At 66.9% G+C, this 22230-nt stretch carries 18 protein-coding genes, 2 tRNA genes and 1 pseudogene; 4 read left to right on the forward strand and 17 right to left on the reverse strand.

Features of this window, described 5'->3' with window-relative positions; all coding sequences use genetic code 11:
- Nucleotides 1-2: 2 nt before the first annotated feature.
- From LDO22_RS05660 to leuC, 5 genes are all read right to left on the reverse strand, one after another.
- Nucleotides 3-1052, reverse strand: a complete 1050-nt coding sequence (locus LDO22_RS05660) for an NAD(P)H-dependent glycerol-3-phosphate dehydrogenase (RefSeq protein WP_224026417.1) — start codon at nt 1050-1052, stop codon at nt 3-5.
- Complete coding sequence (locus tag LDO22_RS05665; RefSeq protein ID WP_224026418.1) at nt 1049-1819, reverse strand: lysophospholipid acyltransferase family protein; 771 nt, start codon at nt 1817-1819, stop codon at nt 1049-1051. Before LDO22_RS05665 ends, LDO22_RS05660 begins: the two co-directional genes overlap by 4 nt.
- Nucleotides 1820-1828: 9 nt before the next feature.
- The gene (murA, locus tag LDO22_RS05670) at nt 1829-3154 is read right to left on the reverse strand and encodes a UDP-N-acetylglucosamine 1-carboxyvinyltransferase (protein WP_026265620.1); all 1326 of its coding nucleotides are present in this window, start codon (nt 3152-3154) and stop codon (nt 1829-1831) included.
- 148 nt (nt 3155-3302) lie between these two features.
- Nucleotides 3303-3905, reverse strand: coding sequence for a 3-isopropylmalate dehydratase small subunit (leuD, locus tag LDO22_RS05675; RefSeq protein ID WP_159631713.1), 603 nt, complete (start codon nt 3903-3905; stop codon nt 3303-3305).
- A 9-nt stretch (nt 3906-3914) separates the two neighbouring features.
- Entirely contained in the window at nt 3915-5369 is a 1455-nt protein-coding gene (gene leuC / locus LDO22_RS05680) for a 3-isopropylmalate dehydratase large subunit (RefSeq protein ID WP_224026419.1), read from the reverse strand.
- A 113-nt stretch (nt 5370-5482) separates the two neighbouring features.
- On the opposite strand from leuC, the gene LDO22_RS05685 reads away from it, so the two are divergent.
- Nucleotides 5483-6202 carry an IclR family transcriptional regulator gene (locus LDO22_RS05685; protein ID WP_009356552.1) on the forward strand — a complete coding sequence of 240 codons (720 nt, stop codon included), beginning with the start codon at nt 5483-5485 and terminating at the stop codon, nt 6200-6202.
- Nucleotides 6203-6245: 43 nt separating this feature from the next.
- Nucleotides 6246-6791 carry a DUF1697 domain-containing protein gene (locus LDO22_RS05690; RefSeq protein WP_224026420.1) on the forward strand — a complete coding sequence of 182 codons (546 nt, stop codon included), beginning with the start codon at nt 6246-6248 and terminating at the stop codon, nt 6789-6791.
- 10 nt (nt 6792-6801) lie between these two features.
- On the opposite strand, the pseudogene LDO22_RS05695 reads toward LDO22_RS05690, so the two are convergent.
- The 5 genes and pseudogenes from LDO22_RS05695 to LDO22_RS05715 all read right to left on the reverse strand — a co-directional run bounded on the left by LDO22_RS05695 (nt 6802) and on the right by LDO22_RS05715 (nt 11638).
- Nucleotides 6802-8417 (reverse strand): annotated as a pseudogene (locus LDO22_RS05695) (GTPase).
- Nucleotides 8414-10183 (reverse strand): dynamin family protein, encoded by a 1770-nt coding sequence (locus LDO22_RS05700; protein WP_224026421.1) that lies wholly within the window; start codon nt 10181-10183, stop codon nt 8414-8416. The pseudogene LDO22_RS05695 and the gene LDO22_RS05700 overlap by 4 nt, the downstream one beginning before the upstream one ends.
- Before the next feature lie 7 nt (nt 10184-10190).
- Nucleotides 10191-11255 (reverse strand): acyltransferase, encoded by a 1065-nt coding sequence (locus tag LDO22_RS05705; protein ID WP_224026422.1) that lies wholly within the window; start codon nt 11253-11255, stop codon nt 10191-10193.
- Between the two features lie 107 nt (nt 11256-11362).
- Nucleotides 11363-11438, reverse strand: a tRNA-Glu gene (locus LDO22_RS05710).
- Nucleotides 11439-11566: 128 nt separating this feature from the next.
- Nucleotides 11567-11638: transfer RNA gene (locus LDO22_RS05715), tRNA-Gln, on the reverse strand.
- A gap of 383 nt (nt 11639-12021) precedes the next feature.
- On the opposite strand from LDO22_RS05715, the gene LDO22_RS05720 reads away from it, so the two are divergent.
- Nucleotides 12022-13506 carry a hypothetical protein gene (locus LDO22_RS05720; protein WP_224026423.1) on the forward strand — a complete coding sequence of 495 codons (1485 nt, stop codon included), beginning with the start codon at nt 12022-12024 and terminating at the stop codon, nt 13504-13506.
- Nucleotides 13507-13579: 73 nt separating this feature from the next.
- Here the strand turns inward: LDO22_RS05720 and LDO22_RS05725 are convergent, their stop codons facing one another.
- From LDO22_RS05725 to LDO22_RS05740, 4 genes are read right to left on the reverse strand one after another with little or no spacing between them, the layout of a single operon-like run.
- Nucleotides 13580-14317: an HAD family hydrolase gene (locus LDO22_RS05725; RefSeq protein WP_224026424.1), complete on the reverse strand. Its 738-nt coding sequence runs from the start codon at nt 14315-14317 to the stop codon at nt 13580-13582.
- Nucleotides 14317-15831 (reverse strand): glutamate--tRNA ligase, encoded by a 1515-nt coding sequence (gene gltX, locus LDO22_RS05730; RefSeq protein WP_224026425.1) that lies wholly within the window; start codon nt 15829-15831, stop codon nt 14317-14319. The genes LDO22_RS05725 and gltX overlap by 1 nt, the downstream gene beginning before the upstream one ends.
- Before the next feature lie 57 nt (nt 15832-15888).
- Nucleotides 15889-16665: a fumarylacetoacetate hydrolase family protein gene (locus LDO22_RS05735; protein ID WP_224026426.1), complete on the reverse strand. Its 777-nt coding sequence runs from the start codon at nt 16663-16665 to the stop codon at nt 15889-15891.
- A 10-nt stretch (nt 16666-16675) separates the two neighbouring features.
- Nucleotides 16676-17476, reverse strand: a complete 801-nt coding sequence (locus tag LDO22_RS05740) for an MBL fold metallo-hydrolase (RefSeq protein ID WP_224027169.1) — start codon at nt 17474-17476, stop codon at nt 16676-16678.
- Nucleotides 17477-17627: 151 nt separating this feature from the next.
- Between LDO22_RS05740 and LDO22_RS05745 the strand changes: the two genes are divergently transcribed.
- A complete protein-coding gene (locus tag LDO22_RS05745; RefSeq protein WP_224026427.1) occupies nt 17628-18221 on the forward strand; it encodes a hypothetical protein in 594 nt (197 codons plus the stop codon).
- 82 nt (nt 18222-18303) lie between these two features.
- Here the strand turns inward: LDO22_RS05745 and LDO22_RS05750 are convergent, their stop codons facing one another.
- The 3 genes from LDO22_RS05750 to metG form a co-directional block, all read right to left on the reverse strand.
- Nucleotides 18304-19416 carry a branched-chain amino acid aminotransferase gene (locus LDO22_RS05750; protein ID WP_224026428.1) on the reverse strand — a complete coding sequence of 371 codons (1113 nt, stop codon included), beginning with the start codon at nt 19414-19416 and terminating at the stop codon, nt 18304-18306.
- A 103-nt stretch (nt 19417-19519) separates the two neighbouring features.
- Nucleotides 19520-20572: a 3-isopropylmalate dehydrogenase gene (locus tag LDO22_RS05755; RefSeq protein WP_224026429.1), complete on the reverse strand. Its 1053-nt coding sequence runs from the start codon at nt 20570-20572 to the stop codon at nt 19520-19522.
- Between the two features lie 93 nt (nt 20573-20665).
- A complete protein-coding gene (gene metG, locus LDO22_RS05760) occupies nt 20666-22222 on the reverse strand; it encodes a methionine--tRNA ligase (protein WP_224026430.1) in 1557 nt (518 codons plus the stop codon).
- Nucleotides 22223-22230: the final 8 nt, after the last annotated feature.

Genomic DNA, 22230 nt, shown 5'->3' on the forward strand with positions numbered 1-22230 from the left:
GGTCAGTAATCGCCTTCAGGTTTCAATTCCCGGGACAGCAGAACCGGCCCCAGTTGGTCAACGGACAGCTTGCCTGCCAGCACCGCCACGACGGCGGCAGTAATGGGCATTTCGACGCCGAGTTTGCCGGCAAGTTCATGGACGGCCTGGCCGGACTTGATGCCTTCGGCGGTCTGGGTCATCTTCCGGCCCACCTCTTCCAGCGTCAGGCCCTGTCCCAGCAGCCGGCCGGCCGTGTGGTTCCTGGAGAGCGCGGAGGAACACGTTGCCACGAGGTCGCCAAGCCCCGCGAGCCCGGCCATGGTTTTCGCTTCGCCGCCCAGTGCCAGCGCAAGGCGGGATGTTTCCGCAAGTCCCCGGGTAATCACCGAGGCTTTGGTGTTGTCCCCCATCTGCCTGCCCTCGCAGATGCCCACGGCCAGCGCGATGACGTTCTTGACGATGCCGCCAATTTCGACGCCGACGACGTCCGCCGTGGTGTACGGGCGGAAGTAGGGGGCGGTGCAGCTCCTGGCAAGCCAGCCCGCCGTCGCGGAATCCGTGCACGCCACAACGGACGCGGTGGGTTCCTCACGGGCAATTTCCATGGCGAGATTGGGGCCTGAGACGACCGCGATGCGTTCCTGCGGCAGGCCCAGTTCCTGGCTGATGACCTCACTCATCCGGGCGTCGGTTCCCAGCTCCAGGCCTTTCATGAGGGAGACGACGACGGCCCCGGGGGCGATCATGTCCTTCCACTCCCGCAGCTGGGGACGCAGCGACTGGGCCGGAACGGCCACCACCACCAGCTCTGCCCCTGCCAGGACCTCGCGGATGTCGGTCGACGCCGTGATGCTTTCCGGCAGGACGATGTCCTTGAGGTAGTCGCTGTTGCGGTGGCTGGTGTTGATCTCTTCCACCACTTCGGCGCGCCTGCCCCACAGCTTGATGGCGCGCGGCGTACCGGTGGCGGTGGCGGCGTCGGCCAGGATCTTCGCGAACGTTGTTCCCCACGATCCTGCACCGAGGACGGCCACTGTGCGGGCCGCTCCCGGCTTTGCGTCAGCGGTCACTGCGCTTCCGTTCCTGTGCCCGGCTGCTGCCCGCGTTCCACGAACCGCCCGTGCTTGGCCTGCTGCTGCTTGGCCGGATCCCAGCGTTCCGCGGGAGGCTGCTCACCGCGCAGGCCCGCCAGGAGCTCCGTGATGGCGTCCATGATCAGTTCCGTGGCCTCGCTCAGTGTGGCCTTATCCAGGGGACGGCCCTTGAAGGCGCTCAGGTCCACGGGATTGCCCACCACCACGCGGGAACGCTTCCGCGGGAACAGGTGGAACCGCTTGCCGTACCTGGGGAAGACCTCGTGCGCACCCCAGTGGGCGATGGGCACCACCGGGATACCCCCTTCGAGGGCAAGCCGTGCCGCGCCAGTGTGTCCCTTCATCGGCCAAAGCCCGGGGTCGCGGGTCAGAGTGCCCTCCGGGTAGATGATGATTGCGCCGCCCTCAGCCACAATCTCCTGGGCCACCTGCAGCGACCGGTTCGCTCCCGCCGTCGAACGCTCCACCGGCACCTGCTTGGTGGCGCGCAGGAGCGGGCCCAGGCCGGGCACCTTGAAGAGCCCGGCCTTGGCCAGGAAGTGCGGGGCCCGCTTCTGGTTGTAGAGCATGTGCCCCACCACCAGGGGGTCGATTTCGGTGCAGTGGTTGGGCGCGGCGATGAAGCCGCCTGCGGGAAGCTTCTCCGTGCCTTCCCATGTTTTGGACATCATGAGGTTCATCAGGGGCCGGACGACGCCGGCGATGAACACAAATGTGGCCCTGCTCTTGGCAGATTCCTTCACAGTCCCGCTCTACTTCGTGGTTGTGATGTCGAAATCGGCACCGAGGCCAGCAAGCTTCTCGGTGAAGCGCTCGTAGCCGCGGTTGATGATGTCGATGCCGGTGACCCGCGAAGTTCCCGTGGCGGCCAGGGCGGCGATCAGGTGGCTGAAGCCGCCGCGGAGGTCCGGAACATCGATGTCGGTTCCCTTGAGCTGGGTGGGGCCGGAAATGACCGCGGAGTGCAGGAAGTTCCGTTGGCCGAAGCGGCACGGGACGCTGCCCAGGCACTCCCGGTGCACCTGGATGCTGGCACCCATGCGGATGAGCGCGTCCGTGAAGCCGAAGCGGTTCTCGTACACCGTTTCGTGGACAATCGAGACGCCCTCGGCCTGGGTGAGTGCCACCACCAGCGGCTGCTGCCAGTCGGTCATGAAGCCGGGGTGGACGTCCGTTTCGAGGACCAGCGGGTTCAGCTTGCCGCCCTTGTGGTAGAACCGGATGCCGTCCTCTCCGATGTCCATTCCGCCGCCCACTTTGCGGTAGGTGTTCAGGAAAGTCATCATGTCGCGCTGGGAGGCACCCTCGACGAAGATGTCGCCGCGGGTCACCAGCGCCGCCGACGCCCAGGACGCCGACTCATTGCGGTCCGAAAGGGCGCGGTGGTTGTAGCCGCCCAGGTCGCGGACGCCCTCGATGCGGATGGTGCGGTCAGTCTGGACGCTGATAATGGCGCCCATCTTCTGCAGCACGGCGATGAGGTCGATGATTTCCGGTTCGGTGGCGGCGCCGGAAAGTTCCGTGATGCCTTCCGCGCGGGTGGCGCTCAGCAGGACCTGCTCCGTGGCCCCCACAGAAGGGTAGGGGAGGGAGATTTTGGCGCCATGAAGGCCTTTGGGCGCCGAGATGTGGATGCCGCCGGGGCGTTTCTCCACCACGGCACCGAACTGGCGCAGGACGTCCAGGTGGTAGTCGATGGGCCGGTCGCCGATCTTGCAGCCGCCCAGGTCAGGGATGAAGGCTTCGCCGATCGCGTGGATCAGCGGCCCGCACAGCAGGATGGGAATGCGGGAGTCGCCGGCGTGGGCGTCGATCGCGGTGCTCGGCGCCGTCTTGGCAGCCTTGGGGTCAAGGGTCAGGTCGCCGTTGACGGGGTCTTTCTCCACCGTCACGCCATGCAGCTGCAGCAGGGAGGTGACTACCTCGACGTCCTTGATTTCCGGCACGTTCCGCAACACCGAGGGTTCGTTGCCCAGCAGCGCCGCCACCATTGCCTTGGGGACAAGGTTCTTTGCCCCACGGACGCTGACGCGGCCTGTAAGCGGGACACCGCCGCGGATTGTCAGAACACTACTCATATACCGGTTTCCTCACGATCACTAGCCCCCAAAACCTTGCAAAGGCTCCAACCAAGCATAAAAGGTCGCGTTACCGAACCGAAATAAGGGGGCACCGGCGGCGGGGCGTGGCGGAACGGGCACCCGCCGCCGGATGGCGCACCCCAGGCTAGGAAAGCTTCGCCGGCAGGGTCTTGGGCTTGAAAGCCGGGCGGGTGGCCTCATAGGCCGTGATGTCGGCTTCGTGCTGCAGGGTCAGCCCGATGTCATCCAGGCCTTCCAGGAGCCGCCAGCGGGTGTAGTCATCGATCTCAAAGGGCGCCACGATGTTGCCGCACACCACGGTCTTGGACTCGAGGTCCACCGTGACCTGGGTGCCCGGGGCGTTCTCGAGTTCCTTCCAGATGAGCTCGATGTCGTCCTGGGCCACCTGCGCAGCCAGCAGCCCCTGCTTGCCCGAGTTGCCGCGGAAAATATCCGCGAAGCGGGACGACAGCACGGCCTTGAAGCCGTAGTCCTTCAACGCCCAGACGGCGTGCTCGCGGGAGGAACCGGTACCGAAGTCCGGGCCGGCCACCAGGACCGAACCGGCGTTGTACGGCTCCTGGTTCAGGATGAAGGAGGAGTCCTTCCGCCACGCCGAGAACAGGGCGTCCTCGAAGCCGGTCCGGGTGATGCGCTTGAGGTACACCGCGGGGATGATCTGGTCGGTGTCGACGTTGCTCTGGCGCAGCGGGACGCCAATGCCGGTGTGCTTGGTGAACTTTTCCATGGTGTTGTCCTAGGCTGCGTCGATGCGGATGGCTGCGGGTTCGGGAGCCGGTTCAAGGTCCGACGGCGAGCTGAGCGTGCCGCGCACGGCCGTGGCTGCGGCCACCACCGGCGAGACCAGGTGCGTGCGTCCGCCCTTGCCCTGGCGTCCTTCGAAGTTGCGGTTGGAGGTGGAGGCGCACCGCTCCCCCGGCTCCAGCTGGTCCGGGTTCATGCCCAGGCACATGGAGCAGCCGGCGAAGCGCCATTCGGCACCGAAGTCCTTGAAGACCTTGTCCAGTCCCTCCGCCTCGGCTTCGAGCCGGACGCGGGCCGAGCCGGGCACCACCAGCATGCGGACCTGCGGGTCCTTTTCGCGGCCGCGGATGATGTCCGCGGCAGCGCGCAGGTCCTCGATCCGGGAGTTGGTGCAGGAACCGAGGAAGACGGTGTCTACCCTGATGTCCTTCATCTGTGTGCCGGCCTCGAGTCCCATGTACTGCAGGGCGCGCTCGGCGGCAGCCTTGGCGTTCTCGTCGCCGAAGTCCTCGGGGGACGGAACGGCCTGGGACAGGGACACGCCCTGGCCGGGGTTGGTGCCCCAAGTGACGAAGGGCTCCAGCGTGTCGGCGTCCAGGTCCACCTCGACGTCGAAGGTGGCGTCGTCGTCGGTCCGCAGCGTGGTCCAGTACTCGACGGCGGCGTCCCAGTCAGCGCCCTCCGGCGCGTGCGGACGGCCCAGCATGTACTCGTAGGTGGTCTGGTCGGGTGCCACCATGCCGGCCCTGGCGCCTGCCTCGATGGACATGTTGCAGATGGTCATCCGCGCTTCCATGGACAACGCCCGGATGGCCGAGCCGCGGTATTCCAACACATAGCCCTGGCCGCCGCCGGTGCCGATCTTTGCGATCACGGCGAGGATAATGTCCTTGGCGGTAACGCCCGGGCGCAGGGTGCCCTCCACGTTGATGGCCATGGTCTTGAACGGCTTCAGGGACAGGGTCTGGGTGGCCATGACGTGCTCCACCTCGGACGTGCCGATGCCCATGGCCAGCGCGCCGAACGCACCGTGCGTGGAGGTGTGCGAGTCGCCGCAGACCACCGTCATGCCGGGCTGCGTGAGGCCCAGCTGGGGACCTACGACGTGGACGATGCCCTGTTCGGCGTCGCCCAGGCTGTGCAGCCGGACCCCGAACTCCGCGCAGTTGTTGCGCAGGGTCTGGATCTGGGTGCGGCTGGTGAGGTCTGCAATGGGCTTGTCGATGTCCAGGGTGGGGGTGTTGTGGTCTTCGGTGGCGATGGTCAGGTCCGGCCGGCGCAGCTTGCGCCCGGCCAGGCGCAGGCCTTCAAAGGCCTGCGGGGACGTGACTTCGTGGACCAGGTGAAGGTCGATGAAGAGAAGGTCAGGCTGGGCGTTGGCACCATCGCCGTCACCTTTGCGCACCACGTGTGCGTCCCAGACTTTCTCGGCCAATGTCTTTCCCATGGCCCTCTCCCTTCACTGCTGTTTGGCTGAATGGTCCAACTGAATCAGGAGGGCTCCACGCCGCGCCACCCGAAAGATTTGCATCTCAGATAATGAGACGGCAATATCATTACATGGACAATTCTAGTGGAGTCGGTGTCATTGATAAAGCGGCCCAGGTGCTCGATGCCCTCGAGGCAGGACCCACCACCCTGGCGCAGCTTGTAGCCGCCACGGGCCTGGCCCGCCCCACTGTCCACCGCCTCGCTTTGGCGCTGGTGCACCACCGGCTCGTCAGCCGCGACATCCAGGGCCGCTTCGTGCTCGGCAGCAGGCTTGTTGAGCTCGCCTCGGCAGCCGGCGAGGACCGCCTGATCGCCTCCGCCGGCCCGGTCCTGATGCAACTGCGCGACGCCACGGGCGAGAGCGCCCAGATCTTCCGCCGCCAGGGCGACTGGCGCGTCTGCGTCGCCTCCGCCGAGCGGCCCATCGGCCTGCGCGACACCATCCCCGTCGGCACCCAGTTGTCCATGAAGGCAGGTTCCGCGGCCCAGGTCCTGCTGGCGTGGGAAGACCACGACCGGCTCCTGGAGGGCCTGCAGTCGGCCCGCTTTACGCCCACCGTCCTGGCAGGAGTACGACGACGGGGCTGGGGGCAGAGCCTGGGCGAACGCGAGCCGGGGGTCGCGTCCGTCTCGGCACCGGTGCGGGGTCCGTCCGGCAGGGTGATCGCCGCCGTCTCCATTTCGGGCCCCATCGAACGCCTGACCCGCCAGCCGGGACGCCTCCACGCTGAAGTGGTCTGCAATGCAGGACGGATCCTGACCGAGGCCCTGCGGAAGAACAACGACTAGGACCTTCCCCTCTCCCGGCAGCCCGCGCGGCTAGGCTGTGGCCATGGGCAGCTATGCAGTGTTCCTCCGCGGCATCAACGTGGGCGGAATCAATATCAAAATGGCGGACCTCAGGGACGCATTGAAGACCTGTGGTTTCGAGGACGCGAAGACCCTCCTGGCGAGCGGCAACGTGGTGCTGTCCAGCAGCCTGGACGCCGCAGCCGTGAAGCGCGAATGCGAAAAGTGCCTCCGAGCGGCCTTTGGCTACGAAGCATGGGTGGTGGTCCTGGAAGCCGGGCGGGTGGGCCACCTGGTGGAAGCATGCCCTTACCCTGACGACGACAAGTCCACCCACGCCTACATCACCATCTCCTCGGACACCGCCGTCCTGGACGAACTGGAAGCAGCCGGCTCAGCCCTGGAAGGCCACGCCCAGCAGCGGCTGGCGCCGGAGGCGCTTGCCTGGCTGGCCCCCGTAGGCGGAACCCTGGACAGTCCCTTCAGCAAAATCAGCGCGAAGGCGAAGTTCAAAGCCGCGACCACCACGCGGAACCTCCGCACCATGATCAAGGTCCGCGACGCCGCACGGGCCGTCGCAGCGGGCTAGCGAACAGGCGCTAGGCCCGCCCGGCCTTCCTCAGTGCCTTGTTGAACGCCGCAAGCCTTCCGATTTCCGCTTCCACTGGTTCCACGACCAGCTCCTGAGCCGCCGCTGCAACGGCACTGTTGAGCCGTCGTCGCGCCCTTGCAGCCCTGGCCCGGGCAGCCGCGGCCGCAATGAAACGTCCGGTGATCGCCAGGAAGATCCCCAAAACCAATCCGAAGGCGATCATCAGGGTGGGCACCGGCCATCCCTCTACGCGCGGCACCTCCGGCACCGGCAGCTGGAGGTAGCCGAGCCCGGCCAGGACGCCCAGCCAGCCCAGACCGCCCAGCAGGATTAACAGTGCCAGCCACTGAACCACGTTGAAGGCACCCCACCACCATGCCTTCCGGTTGGCGGCCAGGTCGGTTCCGGCGATGGCCTGGTCCAGCGCATCGGGCAGGCGCTCCCGGCCGGCCCTTGCAGCCCCCCGGATCGCGGCCCGCCATGGGCCGGGTGCTCCGGCGCTGGCCGCGTCCGCGAACTCCCTGACAGCTGCATCGGTGCGTGCCCGCTCCGGCGCACCGGCCGGCGGCAGCGATGTCCGGTTCAGGCTGGCAGGAGAACTGCTTCGGAGGTTGAGCCGGCGCAGCGGGTCAACCCGGAACCGGGAGAGCCAGCGGGTTACCGGCCAGCCGGTGCGGCGCACGGACTCGAGTCGGTAGGACTGTCCCACAGCCCTACCACGGCAGGCACATTCGCCGCAACAGCCAGTTCGTCCGCAAGCTGTGTCCTGGTGGCAGAACGGATCCCTGCGGCGTCGCCGTCACCGGAGGCGAGCCGCAGGTCCTCTGCGGCCTTGCTGATGTCCGCTTCCAACCGCCGGGACTGGGCCTGCCGCTGCACGGCCACTTTCCGGATCGCTGCCCGCACCTCCCCAATTCCTGCACCCGTCAGGGCGGATGAAGCGAGTACGCGCACCTGTCCCAGCCCCTCGCCGGCAAGGATCGCGTGCAGCGAGTCAAGCACCGGCTGCACATCGTGCGCGGGAAGCCGGTCCACTTGGTTGAGGACCACCAGCGTGACGGCCCCGTGGGACGCCAACGGCGCCAGGAACCCGTTATGGAGTGCCGCATCCGCATATTTCTGCGGATCGAGCACCCACACCAGGACGTCCACCAGGCCCACCATGCGCTGCACGATCTCGCGGTTAGCGGCGTGGGTGGAGTCGAAGTCGGGGAGGTCCAGCAGGATCAGCCCGGTCCGTTCGTCCGCGAAGCCCTCCACGGGCTGGGCGTGGTGCCGGTTCCCCACCTCCAGCCAGTCGAGGAGCGCTTCACTGCCCGCCGCTCCCCAGACCCCTGCCAACGGTTCCGATGTGGTGGGCCGGCGCGCGGCCGCCGTCGCGATTTCCGCGCCGCTGACGGCGTTGAAGAGGGACGACTTGCCGCTTCCCGTTGCCCCAAAGAAGCCGACCACTGTGTGGTCACCGGACAGCGAACGGCGGGAACTTGCGCGTTCCAGGACGTCGAACGCTTCCTGCAGCGCCTGGTCCGGCAGGACCCCCTCCCCCAGTTCGCGGGCGTCCTGGAGTGCCTGGAGCCGGGTGTCCAGCCGCGAGGACTCCCGCGCTCCGCTGTGCCGGCTCACGCGCTCTCCGCCAGCCGCGCCAGTCTTCCGGCCTGCACTGCAAGTGTCTGTGCCAGGTCCGGGTTGTCCGCCGGCAGCCGCTGCAGAAACTTCTGCTGCTCGTCCATCAGCAGCTGCCGGCAGCGCACGGCCAGGTCCTCGCGCGCCTTGTCCGCCATCCGGCGCACGGCATCCTCGCCGAACACAGCCTCCAGCAGGCGCTGGCCCACGACGGCGGTTCCTCCGGCCACGCCGATCTCCAGTCCCGTAAGCCCCGCCGTCATCGAAAACACCACGATCATCAGCGCGGCACCGAGGCCGTTGATGCCGAACGACAGCCAGCGCGCCTGGGTGCGTTTGCCCTGGCCCTCGGTGCGGATCAGCTCCATCAATGCTTCCTGCCAGGCCCGGATCTCCGCAGCCGCCCGGTGAGCGAACCCGGGCGCCGTCCCTGACAGGTCGTCCGCGGCCAGCAGTTGCCGGCCGGCCGGGTCCGAGCGCCACCGCTGGTCGGTGTCTTCGGCAGCATTGGCTGCCTCGTCGACAATGACTGCCTGCAGGCCGGTTTCGATGGCCGCTTCCACCCGCACGGCCGGCGCGGGTTCGCCACGGAAGAATGCCCCCATCCGGTCCCTGAACCGGCCCACGTTCTGCTCCAGCGTGCGGAAGAATTCGCCGGTGCCCACGAAGTCCTGCCAGCGGGCCAGAACCTCGCCCCGCAGCAGGGCTCCGTCGCGGGTGGCGTCCAGGATCCGGGTGGCCGCATTTTCATAAGCCGCCACGGCGTCGGATTCGAGCCGGGCAGCGGCCTGTTCCTGTGCACGCACAGAATCGGCGAGGTCCGCAATCCGCTGGGCCAACGCACGGACCGTCCCGTTCAGCGTTCGGCGTGCCACGTCGGCCCGCCCCGCGGCATCGGACGCCAGCGACGCCAGCCACTCCCGCAACTCGTCCACGGCCCCGGCCGGCAGCATGCCGTGAGTATCCAGCATTGTTTCGGCGATGATGAACAGGCGGCTTCCGGCCAGGCCTTCGCGGTCCAGCAGGCCACGGAGGTCCTGGCTCACCTCCGCTTCGGCGCCCTGCGGCACCCGGTCCAGCACCACGGCCACCGTGATGTCCCGGGAAGCGGCATCGAGGAGGAGCTTCCAGGGGACGGCGTCGGCATACCGGTTTGCGGTGGTGACAAACACCCAGAGGTCGGCGGCGGCCAGCAGCTGTCCGGCCAGGAGGCGGTTCTGGTCCGAGATCGAGTCGACGTCGGGAGCGTCGAGGAGGGCGATGCCGGCGGGCACTGCTGCATCAGCCAGCAGGACCAGGGAATCGGTGGCAGTGGCCGGCTCCCCTGCGTGGCCAGTGGGCGCCGGATTGGCAGCCAGGGTTCCCCGCATCCGGCTTAGCCCCGGCAGGACGCGCTGGCCCTCAAACCAGGCAGCTTCGGCGGGGTTGTGCAGCAGGATTGGCTGGCGGGTGGTCGGCCGGATGGCTCCCGCGCGGGTTACCGGGTGCCCCGCGAGTCCGTTCACGAGGGTGGATTTGCCCGCGCCCGTGGAACCGCCGACGACGGCAAGCAGGGGTGCATCCAGGCTGCGGTAGCGGGGAAGGATGTAGTCGTCCAGCTGGGCCCTTGCGGCTGCGGCGCCGCGCCGCGCCTGGTCTGCACCCGGCAGGGCCAGCGGCAGCGTGACATCGTCCAGCCCACTGCGGATTTCCTCCAGCAGCGTCACCGCCGCCAAGGATTGCGGTGGCGGCTGGGCTGGGCGGCCGTGCTCGTCATGGGAGGTCACAGCAACATCATGCCAGTTGAGGAGCTCGTCTCGGATCCTTCCAGCGGCGGAACCAGCCCCGTGCCGGGATCTCCACATAACGGCACGACATCCAGGCCAGGGGAGCAACCAGCATGAGGGAGGCTGCGGCAAAAAGCTCAGGCGGGACAGCAGTATGAAGCCCAGTAGAAGCCAGGACCTGCTGTACCGGCCAGCCGTAGATATAGACCCCGTAAGAGATATCGAAGCGTGAACCCACAGTTGAAAGCGGCAGATGCAATGAGACGGCTACAAGGAAGATCGCCAGAGGTAAGTGAACCAACGACTGTGCGTAGCCAACCGAAGCGATCAACAGGACGAGAACCGCATAGAGGACCACAGCTCTGCGTCCCACCGGAATTCGATCCTGGTAAAGGAAAACCAAAGAACCCGCAAGGAAGGTGAGGACCGGAACAAGCGGCCAGTCGTAACGGGTAGGGGAGGCGACCCAGCCAGCATCAACAAAAAATACGGCAACAGTTCCTGCAATCGAGAGACAAAGCACTGCGATCCGGGCCAGTTCCGCCCGAAAGGCAAGAAACAACAAACCGACCAAGACGTAGCAGAATATTTCCCAAAACAGCGTCCACAGCGGTCCGTTCCAGAGACGGGGATCGGGAAGCCCGTCCAGGGATCCCGGAATGCCTCCCACGGCAACGCCTGGGAACCCGGCAGAAAGGTTGCTGGCGAAATAGAGTACGGCGTCGGGAAACCAATAGCGCCGCCCCGACAACACCGCCGTGAGTGGCGCTATAACAAAGGCTACTGCCGCCACGCAGGTGACAAGACCGGGGAATATCCTCAGAAAGCGGGCACGCCAGTAATCGCCCCCCGCTAGCCGCATCCTGCTCCTGGTGATCAGGTAACCGGAGATGCCGAAGAAACCGAGGACCGCCCAGCTGCCGAGCTTGACACCCCCGGGGGCCGGTTCCGGTCCGTACGCGCCCAGCCACCAGGAGTGCGACACGATCACAAGTGCCGCCAGAACCAGTCGGATCGCGTTCAGCGAATTCTTGCCCTCAGCAAAACGTTGTCCCAGCAAACTCTCCCCCAACCCGCGCCATTGTGTTCAATGTAGGCAGCGAACCGCAACGTGTGCGCTAGGGATGCTCAAGTTAAACGAAAAAATGGTCCCGGGCCGTTGCCCGGGACCATTTCCGATGGTGACCCCAGCGGGATTCGAACCCGCGTTACCGCCGTGAGAGGGCGGCGTACTAGGCCGCTATACGATGGGGCCGTGTACTTCCGGCAGCGTTTCCGCTGCTCAAGCTCAGTGAGTATTTCACACACTTTGCCGTGGTTTCAAATCGGCGAACCGAGTGGAAACCTACTGTTTTGCGGCTGAAATCAGCACTCAAACCAGAGCTGGGATACCAGGACTCGAACCTAGAATGACGGTACCAGAAACCGTAGTGTTGCCAATTACACCATATCCCAATGGCACTTTCGGGCCGGATTTCAGGGCGTTTTCCCTGCTCCGTGCGCCTCAGCACGAGAAATTACTTTACCCGAGACTTTCGGCTCGCACAAATCGAGAGTCGGCCGGCCCTGGAACCCGGAGTGAACCGGTTGCTCCAAACCCCTTGCCCACCTTCCGGTCACATGGTTACCCTCGAGTAAGTTACCCATCAGTAACAACCTCCCTGCCCCTTCTTGTGGGGACCCACGAGGAAAACGGGAACGCCTTACCAGCCACGGTTTTTCGCCCCCGGGCAGCGTCGTCCGGCGGAAGTTAGGAAGTGTCAGCGTTGACAACCCGCACAGCAACCATTGCCGCAGCCAGGCCCAGACCCCGGTCACAATCCATCGCAATCATCGCTTTGTCCCTCTTGCTCACCCTGTTCCTTGCGTTCTACACCTACCTCACCGGCCAGATCTCCAACGGTGCCGCCCAGCTCATGGACGGTGCCGGGCAGGCGGCGGCGGGGGCGTCGCAACTCAAGGACGGCTCCGGGCAGCTGGCCACCGGGGCGGGCGCAGCGAGCAAGGGCGCAGTCCAGGTCAAAGACGGCTCGGTCAAGGTCAAGGACGGAAGCGCCGAGCTTAATACCGGGGCTGCAGCCCTGCAGGCGGGTGCCGGGAAGATCTTCTCCGGAGTCCGCGACCAGCTGGCGCCCGGGGTAGACAAGCTGCATGCCGGCACCACCAAACTGCAGAATGACGTCCTGAACAAACTCGTTCCCGGCGTCTATCAGGTGGATGACGGCGCCCGAAAGCTTCAGGCCGGCGCCGTCGCCCTGTCCGCGGCGCTGACTCCCACTGCTGCCGGAAACGCGCCGAACAACCTGGCCGACGGTGCGGGACAGCTGGCGGCGGGCACGGGCCGGCTCGCCGCAGGCGCCGGTCAGCTCGACGCCGGCGCCACCAGCTTGAGCGCAGGGACAGCGGCGCTGAAGAACGGAACGGCGCAGCTGAAGGGCTACCCGGGCGCGGGGAACGATCCGGCCAAGGGAGACGGGCTCGCAGCGCTCAGCCAGGGCCTGGACCAGCTTGAAGCGGCTGCGAACGGGCCCCAGGGCCTGGTTCCCCTGGCCGTCATCAAGGACCAGATCGCCAAGTTGGCGGACGGCGGACGGCGCGCCTACGCGGGAGCGGGGCAGCTCGATGCGGGAGCAGCAAAGCTGAACGACGGCGCCGGGCAGCTCAAGGCCGGAACCGGCAGCTTGACCACGGGAGCCGCCCAGCTGGATGAAGGGGCCGGCCGGCTGAAGGCAGGCTTCGCCACGCTGGCCGGAAAGCTCAATGCGACGGACCCGCAAAATCCGGGCGTGGTACTGGGCGCCTCCATGCTGGCCGAGGGCACGGCCAAGATCAGGGTGGGAATGGACGGCGTCCCCGGCAACCCGGACAGCCCCGGGCTGATTTACGCGGCGAACAACCTCCAGGACGGCACCACCAAACTCAGCGCCGGAATCAACGGCGGCGAAGACCCCGCCAACCCGGGCCTGCTGGCCGGAACCGAGGCGTTGTCGGACGGAACAGTGGCCCTGAGCCGCGGCACAGGCCAGCTGCAGGCCGGATCCGCCCAGCTCGCCGACGGAACAGGCCAGCTCGCGGACGGCAACGGCAAGCTGGACGACGGCTCGGTCAAACTCGCCGACGGTGCGGGCAAGCTGGCGGACGGCAACGCGAAAATAGCGGCCGGCACGCAGGAGCTGCACTCGAAGGTGGCCGCTGTCTCGCCGTCGTCGTGGCTGGACAACCCTGCAGTCGCACTTGGGGTGGTGGCGCTGCTGGTGGCTGCCGCCGTCGGGGCCTACCTGGTCCTCCGCAGGCGTTCCCTCCGGCCGGAAGCTGCGGCCTGACACCTGGAGCACTTTCGCCGACACAGCGGCCGCCGCCCCTCAAGAAGGGGCAGCGGCCGCTGTGGCCGGAAGCTTATCCCAGCAGCTGGTCCAGGGAGGCGACCATGCCGCCCTCGAAATCCTCCACGACCTCCCCCACACGGTTGAGCCACACACCCACCAGGCCCGCCGCCGTCGACCCTTCTGCATCCAGCAGGCGATTGTCGCCTACATACAGCGTTTCGGCAGGGCCAGTGCCCAGGAGCCTGACGCCTTCGAGGTACATCGCCGGATGCGGCTTGGCGACGCCCAGGGTGTCGGTGCCCACGAGGTGGGTGATCCGCTCCAGCCCGGCGCCGTCCAGCTTGGCCCGCTGGTAGTCGTGGACGTTGTTGCTCACGGCGCCATACGGGATGCCCGCCTGGTCCAGGGCATCGAGCAGGGGCAGCACATCGGGAAACGGCTTCACATACGCGGGCTGCTTCTCCATGTAGGCGCTCAACCACTGGTGTGATTCCTCGCCGTCAGCCAGCTCCACGCCGAAATGGCCCAGCGCCGCCCTTCCCCGGAGCAGGCGCTGTTCGTTGAACGTCAGCTCACCTGCAAGGTAGCGGTCGTAGTAATGCGTGGTTTCGTGCGTGAAGATGCGGCCGAACCGCTCCCACCCTGCCTGGTCCAGGCCGGGCAGGAGGTGTTCACTGACCTCGCGCAGGGCGGTGGTCATCGAATATTCGAGGTCCACCAGGGTGTCGTCGATATCGAACAGGACACCCCGGACAGCGCCGAATGGTGTCTGCAGCACAGCGGCGGGTGCCTGGCTGGGGGCGGTCATCAGCCGCGGAAGGCTTGGAGCCGGCGCAGGGACGACTCTTTACCCAGGATCACCATGGACTCGAACAGGGGCGGCGACACGCGGCGGCCGGAAACCGCCGTGCGGACCGGACCGAAGGCGAGCCGCGGCTTGATGCCCATGTCCTCCACCAGGGCCTGCTTGAGGGCAGCCTGGATGTTCTCCGCCGTCCACTCGTCCACCGGTTCCAGGGCGGCGATGGCAGCGTCCAGGACCTCGGGAAGGTTGGCGGGGAGGCCCTTGCGGGCGTCATCGGCAACGTCGACGGCGTCGTCTGCCTTGAACAGGAATGCCAGCATCTCGGGTGCTTCACCCAGCAGCGTGATGCGCTCCTGGATCAGGGGTGCCGCTTCGGTGAGGATCTCCTCCTCGCGGTCGGTCAGGATCTCCCCCACCAGGCCCGCCTCGCGCAGGTAGTGCGCCACCCGGTCGCGGAAGACCCTGGGTTCGAGCATCCGGACGTGGGTGCCGTTGATGGCCTCGGCCTTCTTCAGGTCGAAGCGGGCCGGATTGCCCAGGACGTCGTGGATGTCGAAGTGCTCCACGAGCTGCTCCACCGTGAAGATGTCCTCGTCCGCGCTGAGTGACCAGCCCAGCAGGGACAGGTAATTGAGCAGCCCTTCCGGAATGAAGCCCCGCTCGCGGTGCAGGAAGAGGCTGGACTCGGGGTCCCGCTTGGACAGCTTCTTGTTGCCTTGGCCCATGACGTAGGGCAGGTGTCCGAACTCCGGCATGTACTCGGCAACACCGATGGCGTAGAGGGCCCGGTACAGGGCAACCTGCCGGGGCGTGGAGCTGAGCAGGTCCTCCCCGCGCAGCACGTGCGTGATGCCCATCAGTGCGTCATCCACGGGGTTGACCAGGGTGTACAGCGGCGCACCGTTGGCCCGCACCACGGCGAAGTCGGGGACCGACCCGGCCTTGAAGGTGATGTCGCCCCGGACCAGGTCGGTGAACGTGATGTCCTCGTCCGGCATCCGCAGGCGGAGCACAGCCTGCCGGCCTTCCGCCCGGTACTGCGCCAGCTGCTCATCGGTCAGGTGCCGGTCAAAGCCGTCGTAACCGAGCTTCGGGTCGCGGCCGGCGGCGCGGTGGCGTGCCTCGATCTCTTCAGGGGTGGAGAAGGACTCATAGATGAATCCGCCTTCATGCAGCCGCTTGATGACGTCCTGGTAGATGTCGCCGCGCTGGGACTGCCGGTACGGCTGGTGCGGGCCGCCCACCTCCACGCCCTCGTCCCAGTCGATGCCCAGCCACTTCAGCGCATCCAGCAGCTGGTGGTAGCTTTCCTCGCTGTCCCGCGCCGCATCCGTGTCCTCGATCCGGAAGACCAGCGTGCCCTTGGTGTGGCGCGCGTAGGCCCAGTTGAACAGGGCCGTCCGGATCAGTCCCACGTGCGGGGTGCCCGTGGGCGAGGGGCAGAAACGGACCCGCACGGGCGTTTCCGCGGTAACGGGGGGAATGGAGGCGGCAGGTGACGAAGAAGCGATACTCATAGTGGCTTCAACTTTACCCGCCCGGCCGCATGCCGCCTCCCGCCCTGCGGGCCGGTGCTAGCGGCGGACGATGGGGTTGGACAGCCGGCCGATGCCTTCGATTTCCACCTCGAAGCGGTCGCCCTCCTTGACCAGCCCCACACCGGCCGGCGTGCCGGTCATGATGACGTCGCCGGGCAGCAGGGTGAACGCCTGGGACACCACGGAGACCAGTTCGCGCACGCCCCGGATCATCTGGCTGGTGCTGCCGTCCTGGCGCACCTCGCCGTTCAGGCGGCCCTGGATCTGCAGGTCCTCCGTGTCCAGGTCGGTTTCGATCCAGGGGCCCAGCGGCGCTGAGGTGTCGAAGCCTTTGGCGCGGGTCCACTGCAGGTCGGTTTTCTGGACGTCGCGGGCCGTGAGGTCGTTGCCGCAGGTGTACCCGAAAATTACGTCGTCCACGCGGTCTTCCGGCACGTCCTTGCAGATGCGGCCAATGACCACGCAGAGTTCGGCTTCGAAGGAGACTTCCTCGGAGAACTCCGGCAGCACGACGGGGTCATTGGGACCCACGACGGCGGTGTTGGGCTTCAGGAAGAGCAGCGGCTGGGCGGGGACCTCGTTGCCGAGTTCATGGGCGTGCTCCACGAAGTTCCGGCCTACGCCGATCACCTTGCTGCGCGGAATGATGGGTGCAAGCAGCCGGACGTCCTCCAGCTTGTGGCGCACGGAGGTGCGCTCCACGCCGTTGAAGAAGGGGTCGCCGTGGATGACAGTGATTTCCTCACTGCCGGGGGCACCTTCCACAACGCCGTACAGGGGATCGGAATCGACGACAAACCTGGCAATACGCATGGCTCCTACCCTACCGTCCCGGCGGCGCCGGCTGCCCTTCACTCCCGCCGCGCAGGTACGAGAGCTGGGCCGCCACGGACAGTTCGGCGGCGCGCCGGACGGAAGGTCCGACGCCGGCGTAGACGGCGTCCGCCACCTCACCCACAGTTGCGTCCCGGCCCAGCCGGGCCAGTGCCGCGCGGATTTGCGCCAGCCGTTCCTCCCGGTGCGTCCGGTAGTCGCGGGCCGCAGACTCCAGGGACGGCAGCACCGGGCCGTGCGCAGGCAGTACCGTGGCGGGTCCCAGGGCCTCGAGCAGGTCCAGGGACGCGAGGTAATCGCCCAGCGTCCCGTCCGGATAGTCCAGCACGGTGGTCCCCCGGCCAAGGATGGTGTCCCCCGTCAGCACCGATCCGTTCCGCCCGTCCGCCGGCAAGTGGAAACAGGCGGAGTCGGAGGTGTGCCCCGGCGTGGCCACCACCAATATCTCCAGCCCCGCCGCCCGGATCACTTCCCCGGACGCCAGGGGTTTTCCCCCGCCATGGCAGTGGCTGGCATCCATGGCGCGGACGGGTGCGCCCGTGAGCCCGTGCAGGCGCGCGGACCCGGCAGTGTGGTCGGCGTGCCGGTGGGTCACCAGGATCAGCTCCACGGTGCCCACGCCGGCCAGTGCGGCCAGGTGCGTTTCATCCTCCGGCCCGGGATCCACCACCACCACGGCGGACTGCGCGGGGCCGCGCAGGATGTAGGAGTTGGTGCCGTCCAGGCTCATGGGGCCCGGGTTGGGGGCAAGGATGAACTGGGTGAGCCCGCTGCTGCGCTGCGGGCCCATGCCGGAAACTGACGTCACCACCCCATCCTTGCATCCGTGGGAGCCCCTCCCCCAGCGTGGCTTCTGCGCGCCGGCGGAATAAGAGGGCGCCGGCTGCGGGTTGGCACCAAAGACAGCACCACGATCTTCAGCAGGAAGCCGGATATCACCCATGAGCACAGCATCACTCGCAGACCTTCTCGCCCAGGCGGACGCCGACGGACACGACCACTCGGCCACCGAAAAAGCCACCGGCCTGCTGCACGTCCACAACCACGCCACGGGCAGCATCGTCTGGTTCCCGACGTGGCGGAAGTTCCGTGAAACCACGGACTGGTCGGAGGCCGTCGCCGGCATCGCCGCGGAACTGGATGCCGCCTCCGCGGCGGCAGACCAGGCCGGCGCCGCAATCGTTGCCGCGGACCTGGAATCCCTGCTGGACCAGGCTGCCCGGTCCGGCGATGCGAACGTCTTCGTCCAGGAGAACCTCACCCGGCACCTGACCAGGACCTGGGCTGTGGGCGATGCCGTGGCGAAGGCCACCAACAAGGACCCGTTCACCAGCGGCCCCACCCCCGCCGTCTTCGCCGGCTACCCGTACGACGTCTATGCCCAGGACGGTGGCGTGTTTGCCACGGCCCTCTGGAACGACCTTATCGACGCACGGCGCAACCGTGCTTTGGCGGAGGAAGCGGCCCGCAAAGCACTGAAACCGGTCTCCCGCAAAGCCATGAAGAACGCGGCCCGGAAGGCAGCACGCCGCTGACCAACCCGCCGCCGGCTGAAACGCAGAACGGCGCCTGACGGACCAAAGTCCGGCAGGCGCCGTCGTACGTTGAAGTTTGAAACTATGCCAGGCGGGTGAGCCAGCCGTGGGTATCCGGCTCGGCGCCGGTCTGGATGCCCAGGAGCTTCTCCCGGATGGCCATGGTGACCTCGCCGGCCTTGGCGTCCTCGGAACCGATGAACTCGGTATCGTCCTTGAGGACCCCGATGGGAGTGATCACAGCTGCGGTACCGCAGGCGAAGACCTCGGTGATCTCACCGGACGCCACGCCGTCGCGCCACTCGTCCAGGGTGATCTTGCGCTCGGCAACCTCGCGGCCCATGTCCTTGGCCACCTGGATGACGGACATGCGGGTGACACCTTCCAGGATGGTGCCGGTCAGCGCGGGAGTGGCCAGGGAGCCGTCCTTCATGACGAAGAACACGTTCATGCCGCCCAGCTCTTCCACGGCGTTGTCGTTGGCCTGGTCCAGGAACAGCACCTGCTTGCAGCCGTTGGCTTCGGCCTCCTGCTGCGCGATCAGGGAGGCAGCGTAGTTGCCGCCGCACTTGGCGTCGCCGGTGCCGCCGCGGCCTGCCCGGGCGTACTGGCGCGAGATCCAGATGGAGACCGGCTTGAGTTCGCCGCCGAAGTAGTTGCCGGCCGGCGATGCGATCACGCGGAAGGACACTTCACGGGCTGCCCGGACACCCAGGAAAGCCTCGGTGGCGATCATGAAGGGCCGCAGGTAGAGGGCTTCGCCGTCGCCGGAGGGCACCCATTCCTTGTCCACGGCCACCAGCTCACGGATCGCGCCAAGGAAGTATTCGGCCGGCAGCTCGGGCAGTGCAAGCCGGCGGGCGGACTTGTTCAGGCGTGCCGCGTTGGCTTCGGGACGGAAGGTCCAGACGGAGCCGTCCGCGTGCCGGTAGGCCTTGAGCCCTTCGAAAATCTCCTGGCCGTAGTGGAAGACCGCGGCGGACGGGTCGAGCACGATCGGACCGTAGGGTTCGATCCGGGCGTCGTGCCAGCCGCCGTCGCCGTCCGCGTCCACGCTGTAGTCGACGATGGCGGTGTGGTCGGTGAAGTAGTTGCCGAATCCCGGGTTTGCCAGGATGGCTGCACGCTCCTCGGCGGACTTCGGGTTCTCCGAGGGCTGCCGGGTGAATTCGACGCCATGGGCGGTCTGAGTCATGGTTCCTCCACGATCGGCCGCCCGGGGTTCAGCGCTGAACGGGAAGGCGGCATTTGGTGATTCGAGTAAAGCTTACGCCCGATGCCGGCGGCCCCGGCGCGGGCTACAGGCCGGCGGCGATGGCGTCGCCCACGGCGCTGGTGCTGCGTGCTGTGCCGTCGCGCTTTTCGACGTCGGCAACCACTGCGGCTTCGATCCTGCGGGCAGCGTCGGTGTAGCCGAGGTGGTCCAGCAGGAGCGCGGCGGAGAGGATGGCCGCGGTGGGGTCAGCCTTGCCCTGGCCGGCGATGTCCGGTGCGGACCCATGGACCGGCTCGAACATGGACGGCGCGGTGCGGTCCATGTTGATGTTGCCGGAGGCTGCCAGCCCGATGCCGCCGGTGACTGCCGCGGCGAGGTCGGTGATGATGTCGCCGAACAGGTTGTCCGTGACGATCACGTCGAAGCGGGACGGGTCGGTGACCATGAAGATGGTGGCGGCGTCCACGTGCAGGTAGTCGTGGGTGACCCCAGGGAATTCCTGGGCCACGGCTTCGACGGTGCGCTTCCACAGGTGCCCAGCGAAGACCAGGACGTTGTGCTTGTGCACCAGGGTGACGTGCTTGCGCTCCCGCAGGCTGGCGCGGCGGAATGCGTCGCGGACCACGCGCTCCACGCCGTGGGCGGTGTTCAGTGACACTTCGGTGGCTACCTCATGCGGGGTTCCCGCCCGCAGTGTGCCGCCGTTGCCCACGTACGGACCCTCGGTCCCTTCGCGCACCACGATGAAGTCGATGGTGCCGGGGTTGGCCAGGGGGCTGCCGACGGTTCCGTAGAGCCGTGACGGCCGCAGGTTGACGTAGTGGTCCAGGCTGAAGCGCAGCTTGAGCAGCAGCTCACGCTCGATGATGCCGGACGGGATGCGGGTGTCGCCGGGGGCGGCACCCACGGCGCCGAACAGGATGGCATCGCGGGTCCGCAGGTCTGCGAGGACTGCATCCGGCAGGGTCTCCCCCGTAGCCAGCCAGTGCTCGGCACCGAGCTCATAGTGCGTCGGCTTGAGCTCCACGTCCTCCGCCGCCACAGCCTTTTCCAGGACTTTGAGGGCCTCGGCAATGACCTCGGGGCCGATGCCGTCGCCGGGAATAACTGCAAGATCGATGGAGGATGCGCTCATGGTTTCAGGGTAGCCAAGACATCCATATGCTGGTCAAAACGTCTCAGCTTTTGGACATGAGCGCATCCGCCGGGAGCCCGCGGAGGAAGGAACCTACTCCGCGGGTTCCTCAAACTTGGGGAACACCGGGGTGGGAGCGGGCAGCGCCGTACCGGGCACGATCGGGGTTGGGATCGCCGCGAACTGCCGGGCGTCGCCTTCCGGCTGGCCGAGGGCATCCAGGAGCTTGGCCGTTGCGTCGGGCATGACGGGCTGGGCCAGGACCGCCACGATCCGCAGGACCTCCAGCGTCACGTACAGCACGGTGTTCATGCGTTCGACGTCGGTCTTCCGCAGCACCCAGGGTGCCTGCTCGGCGAAGTAGGCGTTGGTGTGGTGCAGCACGCCCCAGATGGCCTCCAGCGCGCGGCTGAACTCCTGCTTGTCGAAGGCGGCGCGGGCGGTTTCCAGCAAACCATTCGCCTGGGCGAGGATCGCGTTGTCCTCCGCCGTGAACGCTCCGGGCGTGGGAACGGCGGCCCCGCAGTTTTTCGCCACCATGGACAGGGAGCGCTGGGCCAGGTTGCCGAAGTTGTTGGCCAGGTCCGCGTTCATGCGGCCCACGATGGCCTCGTGGTTGTAGCTGCCGTCCGCGCCGAAGGGAACCTCACGCAGGAAGAAGAACCGCACCTGGTCCAGGCCGTAGCGGGCAACGAAGTCCGCCGGTGCCACCACGTTGCCCAGGGACTTGGACATCTTGACCCCATTGTTGTGCAGGAAGCCGTGGATCATGACGCGCTTGGGCAGTTCCAGCCCGGCGCTCATCAGGAAGGCGGGCCAGTAGATGGCGTGGAACCGGGAGATGTCCTTGCCGATGATGTGGACATCGGCGGGCCAGTACTTCCGGAACTTCTCCGAGTCCACGTCCGGGTACCCCACGCCGGTCAGGTAGTTGGTCAGCGCGTCCACCCAAACGTACATGACGTGCTTGTCGTTGCCCGGGACGGGGACGCCCCAGTCGAAGGTGGTCCGGCTGATGGACAGGTCCTCCAGGCCGCGCTTGACGAAGCTGATGACCTCGTTGAACCGGTATTGGGGTGCGCCGAACTCCGGGTGGGATTCGTAGAGGGCCAGCAGCTTGTCCTGGTAGGCGGAGAGCCGGAAGAAGTAGCTCTCCTCCGCCGTCCACGTGACCTCGGTGTCCGTCTCTTTCGAGTAGCGCACGCCGTCGTCCTTCACCACCGTCTCATCCTCGGCGTAGAAGGCCTCGTCCCGGACGGAGTACCAGCCCTCGTACTTGTCGAGGTAGATGTCGCCGTTGGCTTCCATCTTCTTCCAGATGGCCTGCGAGGCAGCGTAGTGGTCCGTGTCCGTTGTGCGGATGAACCGGTCGTAGCTGATGCCCAGGGCGGAGTGCGCCCCCTTGTAGACCGCAACGTTCCGGTCCACCAGTTCCTTGGGGGTAATGCCTTCCTTCTCCGCCGTCTGGGCAATCTTCATGCCGTGCTCGTCGGTGCCGGTCAGGAACATCACGTCAAAGCCGTCCAGCCGCTTGAAGCGGGCCATGGCGTCGGTGGCAATGTACTCGTAGGCATGCCCGATGTGCGGCACGCCGTTGGGGTAGGTGATGGCCGTGGTGATGTAGAACGGCGTTTTCTCTGGAGCAGTCACGGTGCGGA

The sequence above is a fragment of the Arthrobacter sp. NicSoilC5 genome (genome assembly GCF_019977395.1).
In the GTDB taxonomy this organism is placed as follows: domain Bacteria; phylum Actinomycetota; class Actinomycetes; order Actinomycetales; family Micrococcaceae; genus Arthrobacter.

Coding starts and splice junctions, on each gene's coding strand:
- murA (WP_026265620.1), bottom strand. CDS start 3,154: ATGAGTAGTGTTCTGACAATCCGCGGCGGTGTCCCGCTTACAGGCCGC.
- leuD (WP_159631713.1), bottom strand. CDS start 3,905: ATGGAAAAGTTCACCAAGCACACCGGCATTGGCGTCCCGCTGCGCCAG.
- leuC (WP_224026419.1), bottom strand. CDS start 5,369: ATGGGAAAGACATTGGCCGAGAAAGTCTGGGACGCACACGTGGTGCGC.
- LDO22_RS05685 (WP_009356552.1), top strand. CDS start 5,483: ATGGACAATTCTAGTGGAGTCGGTGTCATTGATAAAGCGGCCCAGGTG.
- LDO22_RS05690 (WP_224026420.1), top strand. CDS start 6,246: ATGGGCAGCTATGCAGTGTTCCTCCGCGGCATCAACGTGGGCGGAATC.
- LDO22_RS05725 (WP_224026424.1), bottom strand. CDS start 14,317: ATGACCGCCCCCAGCCAGGCACCCGCCGCTGTGCTGCAGACACCATTC.
- gltX (WP_224026425.1), bottom strand. CDS start 15,831: ATGAGTATCGCTTCTTCGTCACCTGCCGCCTCCATTCCCCCCGTTACC.
- LDO22_RS05735 (WP_224026426.1), bottom strand. CDS start 16,665: ATGCGTATTGCCAGGTTTGTCGTCGATTCCGATCCCCTGTACGGCGTT.
- LDO22_RS05740 (WP_224027169.1), bottom strand. CDS start 17,476: ATGGGCCCGCAGCGCAGCAGCGGGCTCACCCAGTTCATCCTTGCCCCC.
- LDO22_RS05745 (WP_224026427.1), top strand. CDS start 17,628: ATGAGCACAGCATCACTCGCAGACCTTCTCGCCCAGGCGGACGCCGAC.
- LDO22_RS05750 (WP_224026428.1), bottom strand. CDS start 19,416: ATGACTCAGACCGCCCATGGCGTCGAATTCACCCGGCAGCCCTCGGAG.
- LDO22_RS05755 (WP_224026429.1), bottom strand. CDS start 20,572: ATGAGCGCATCCTCCATCGATCTTGCAGTTATTCCCGGCGACGGCATC.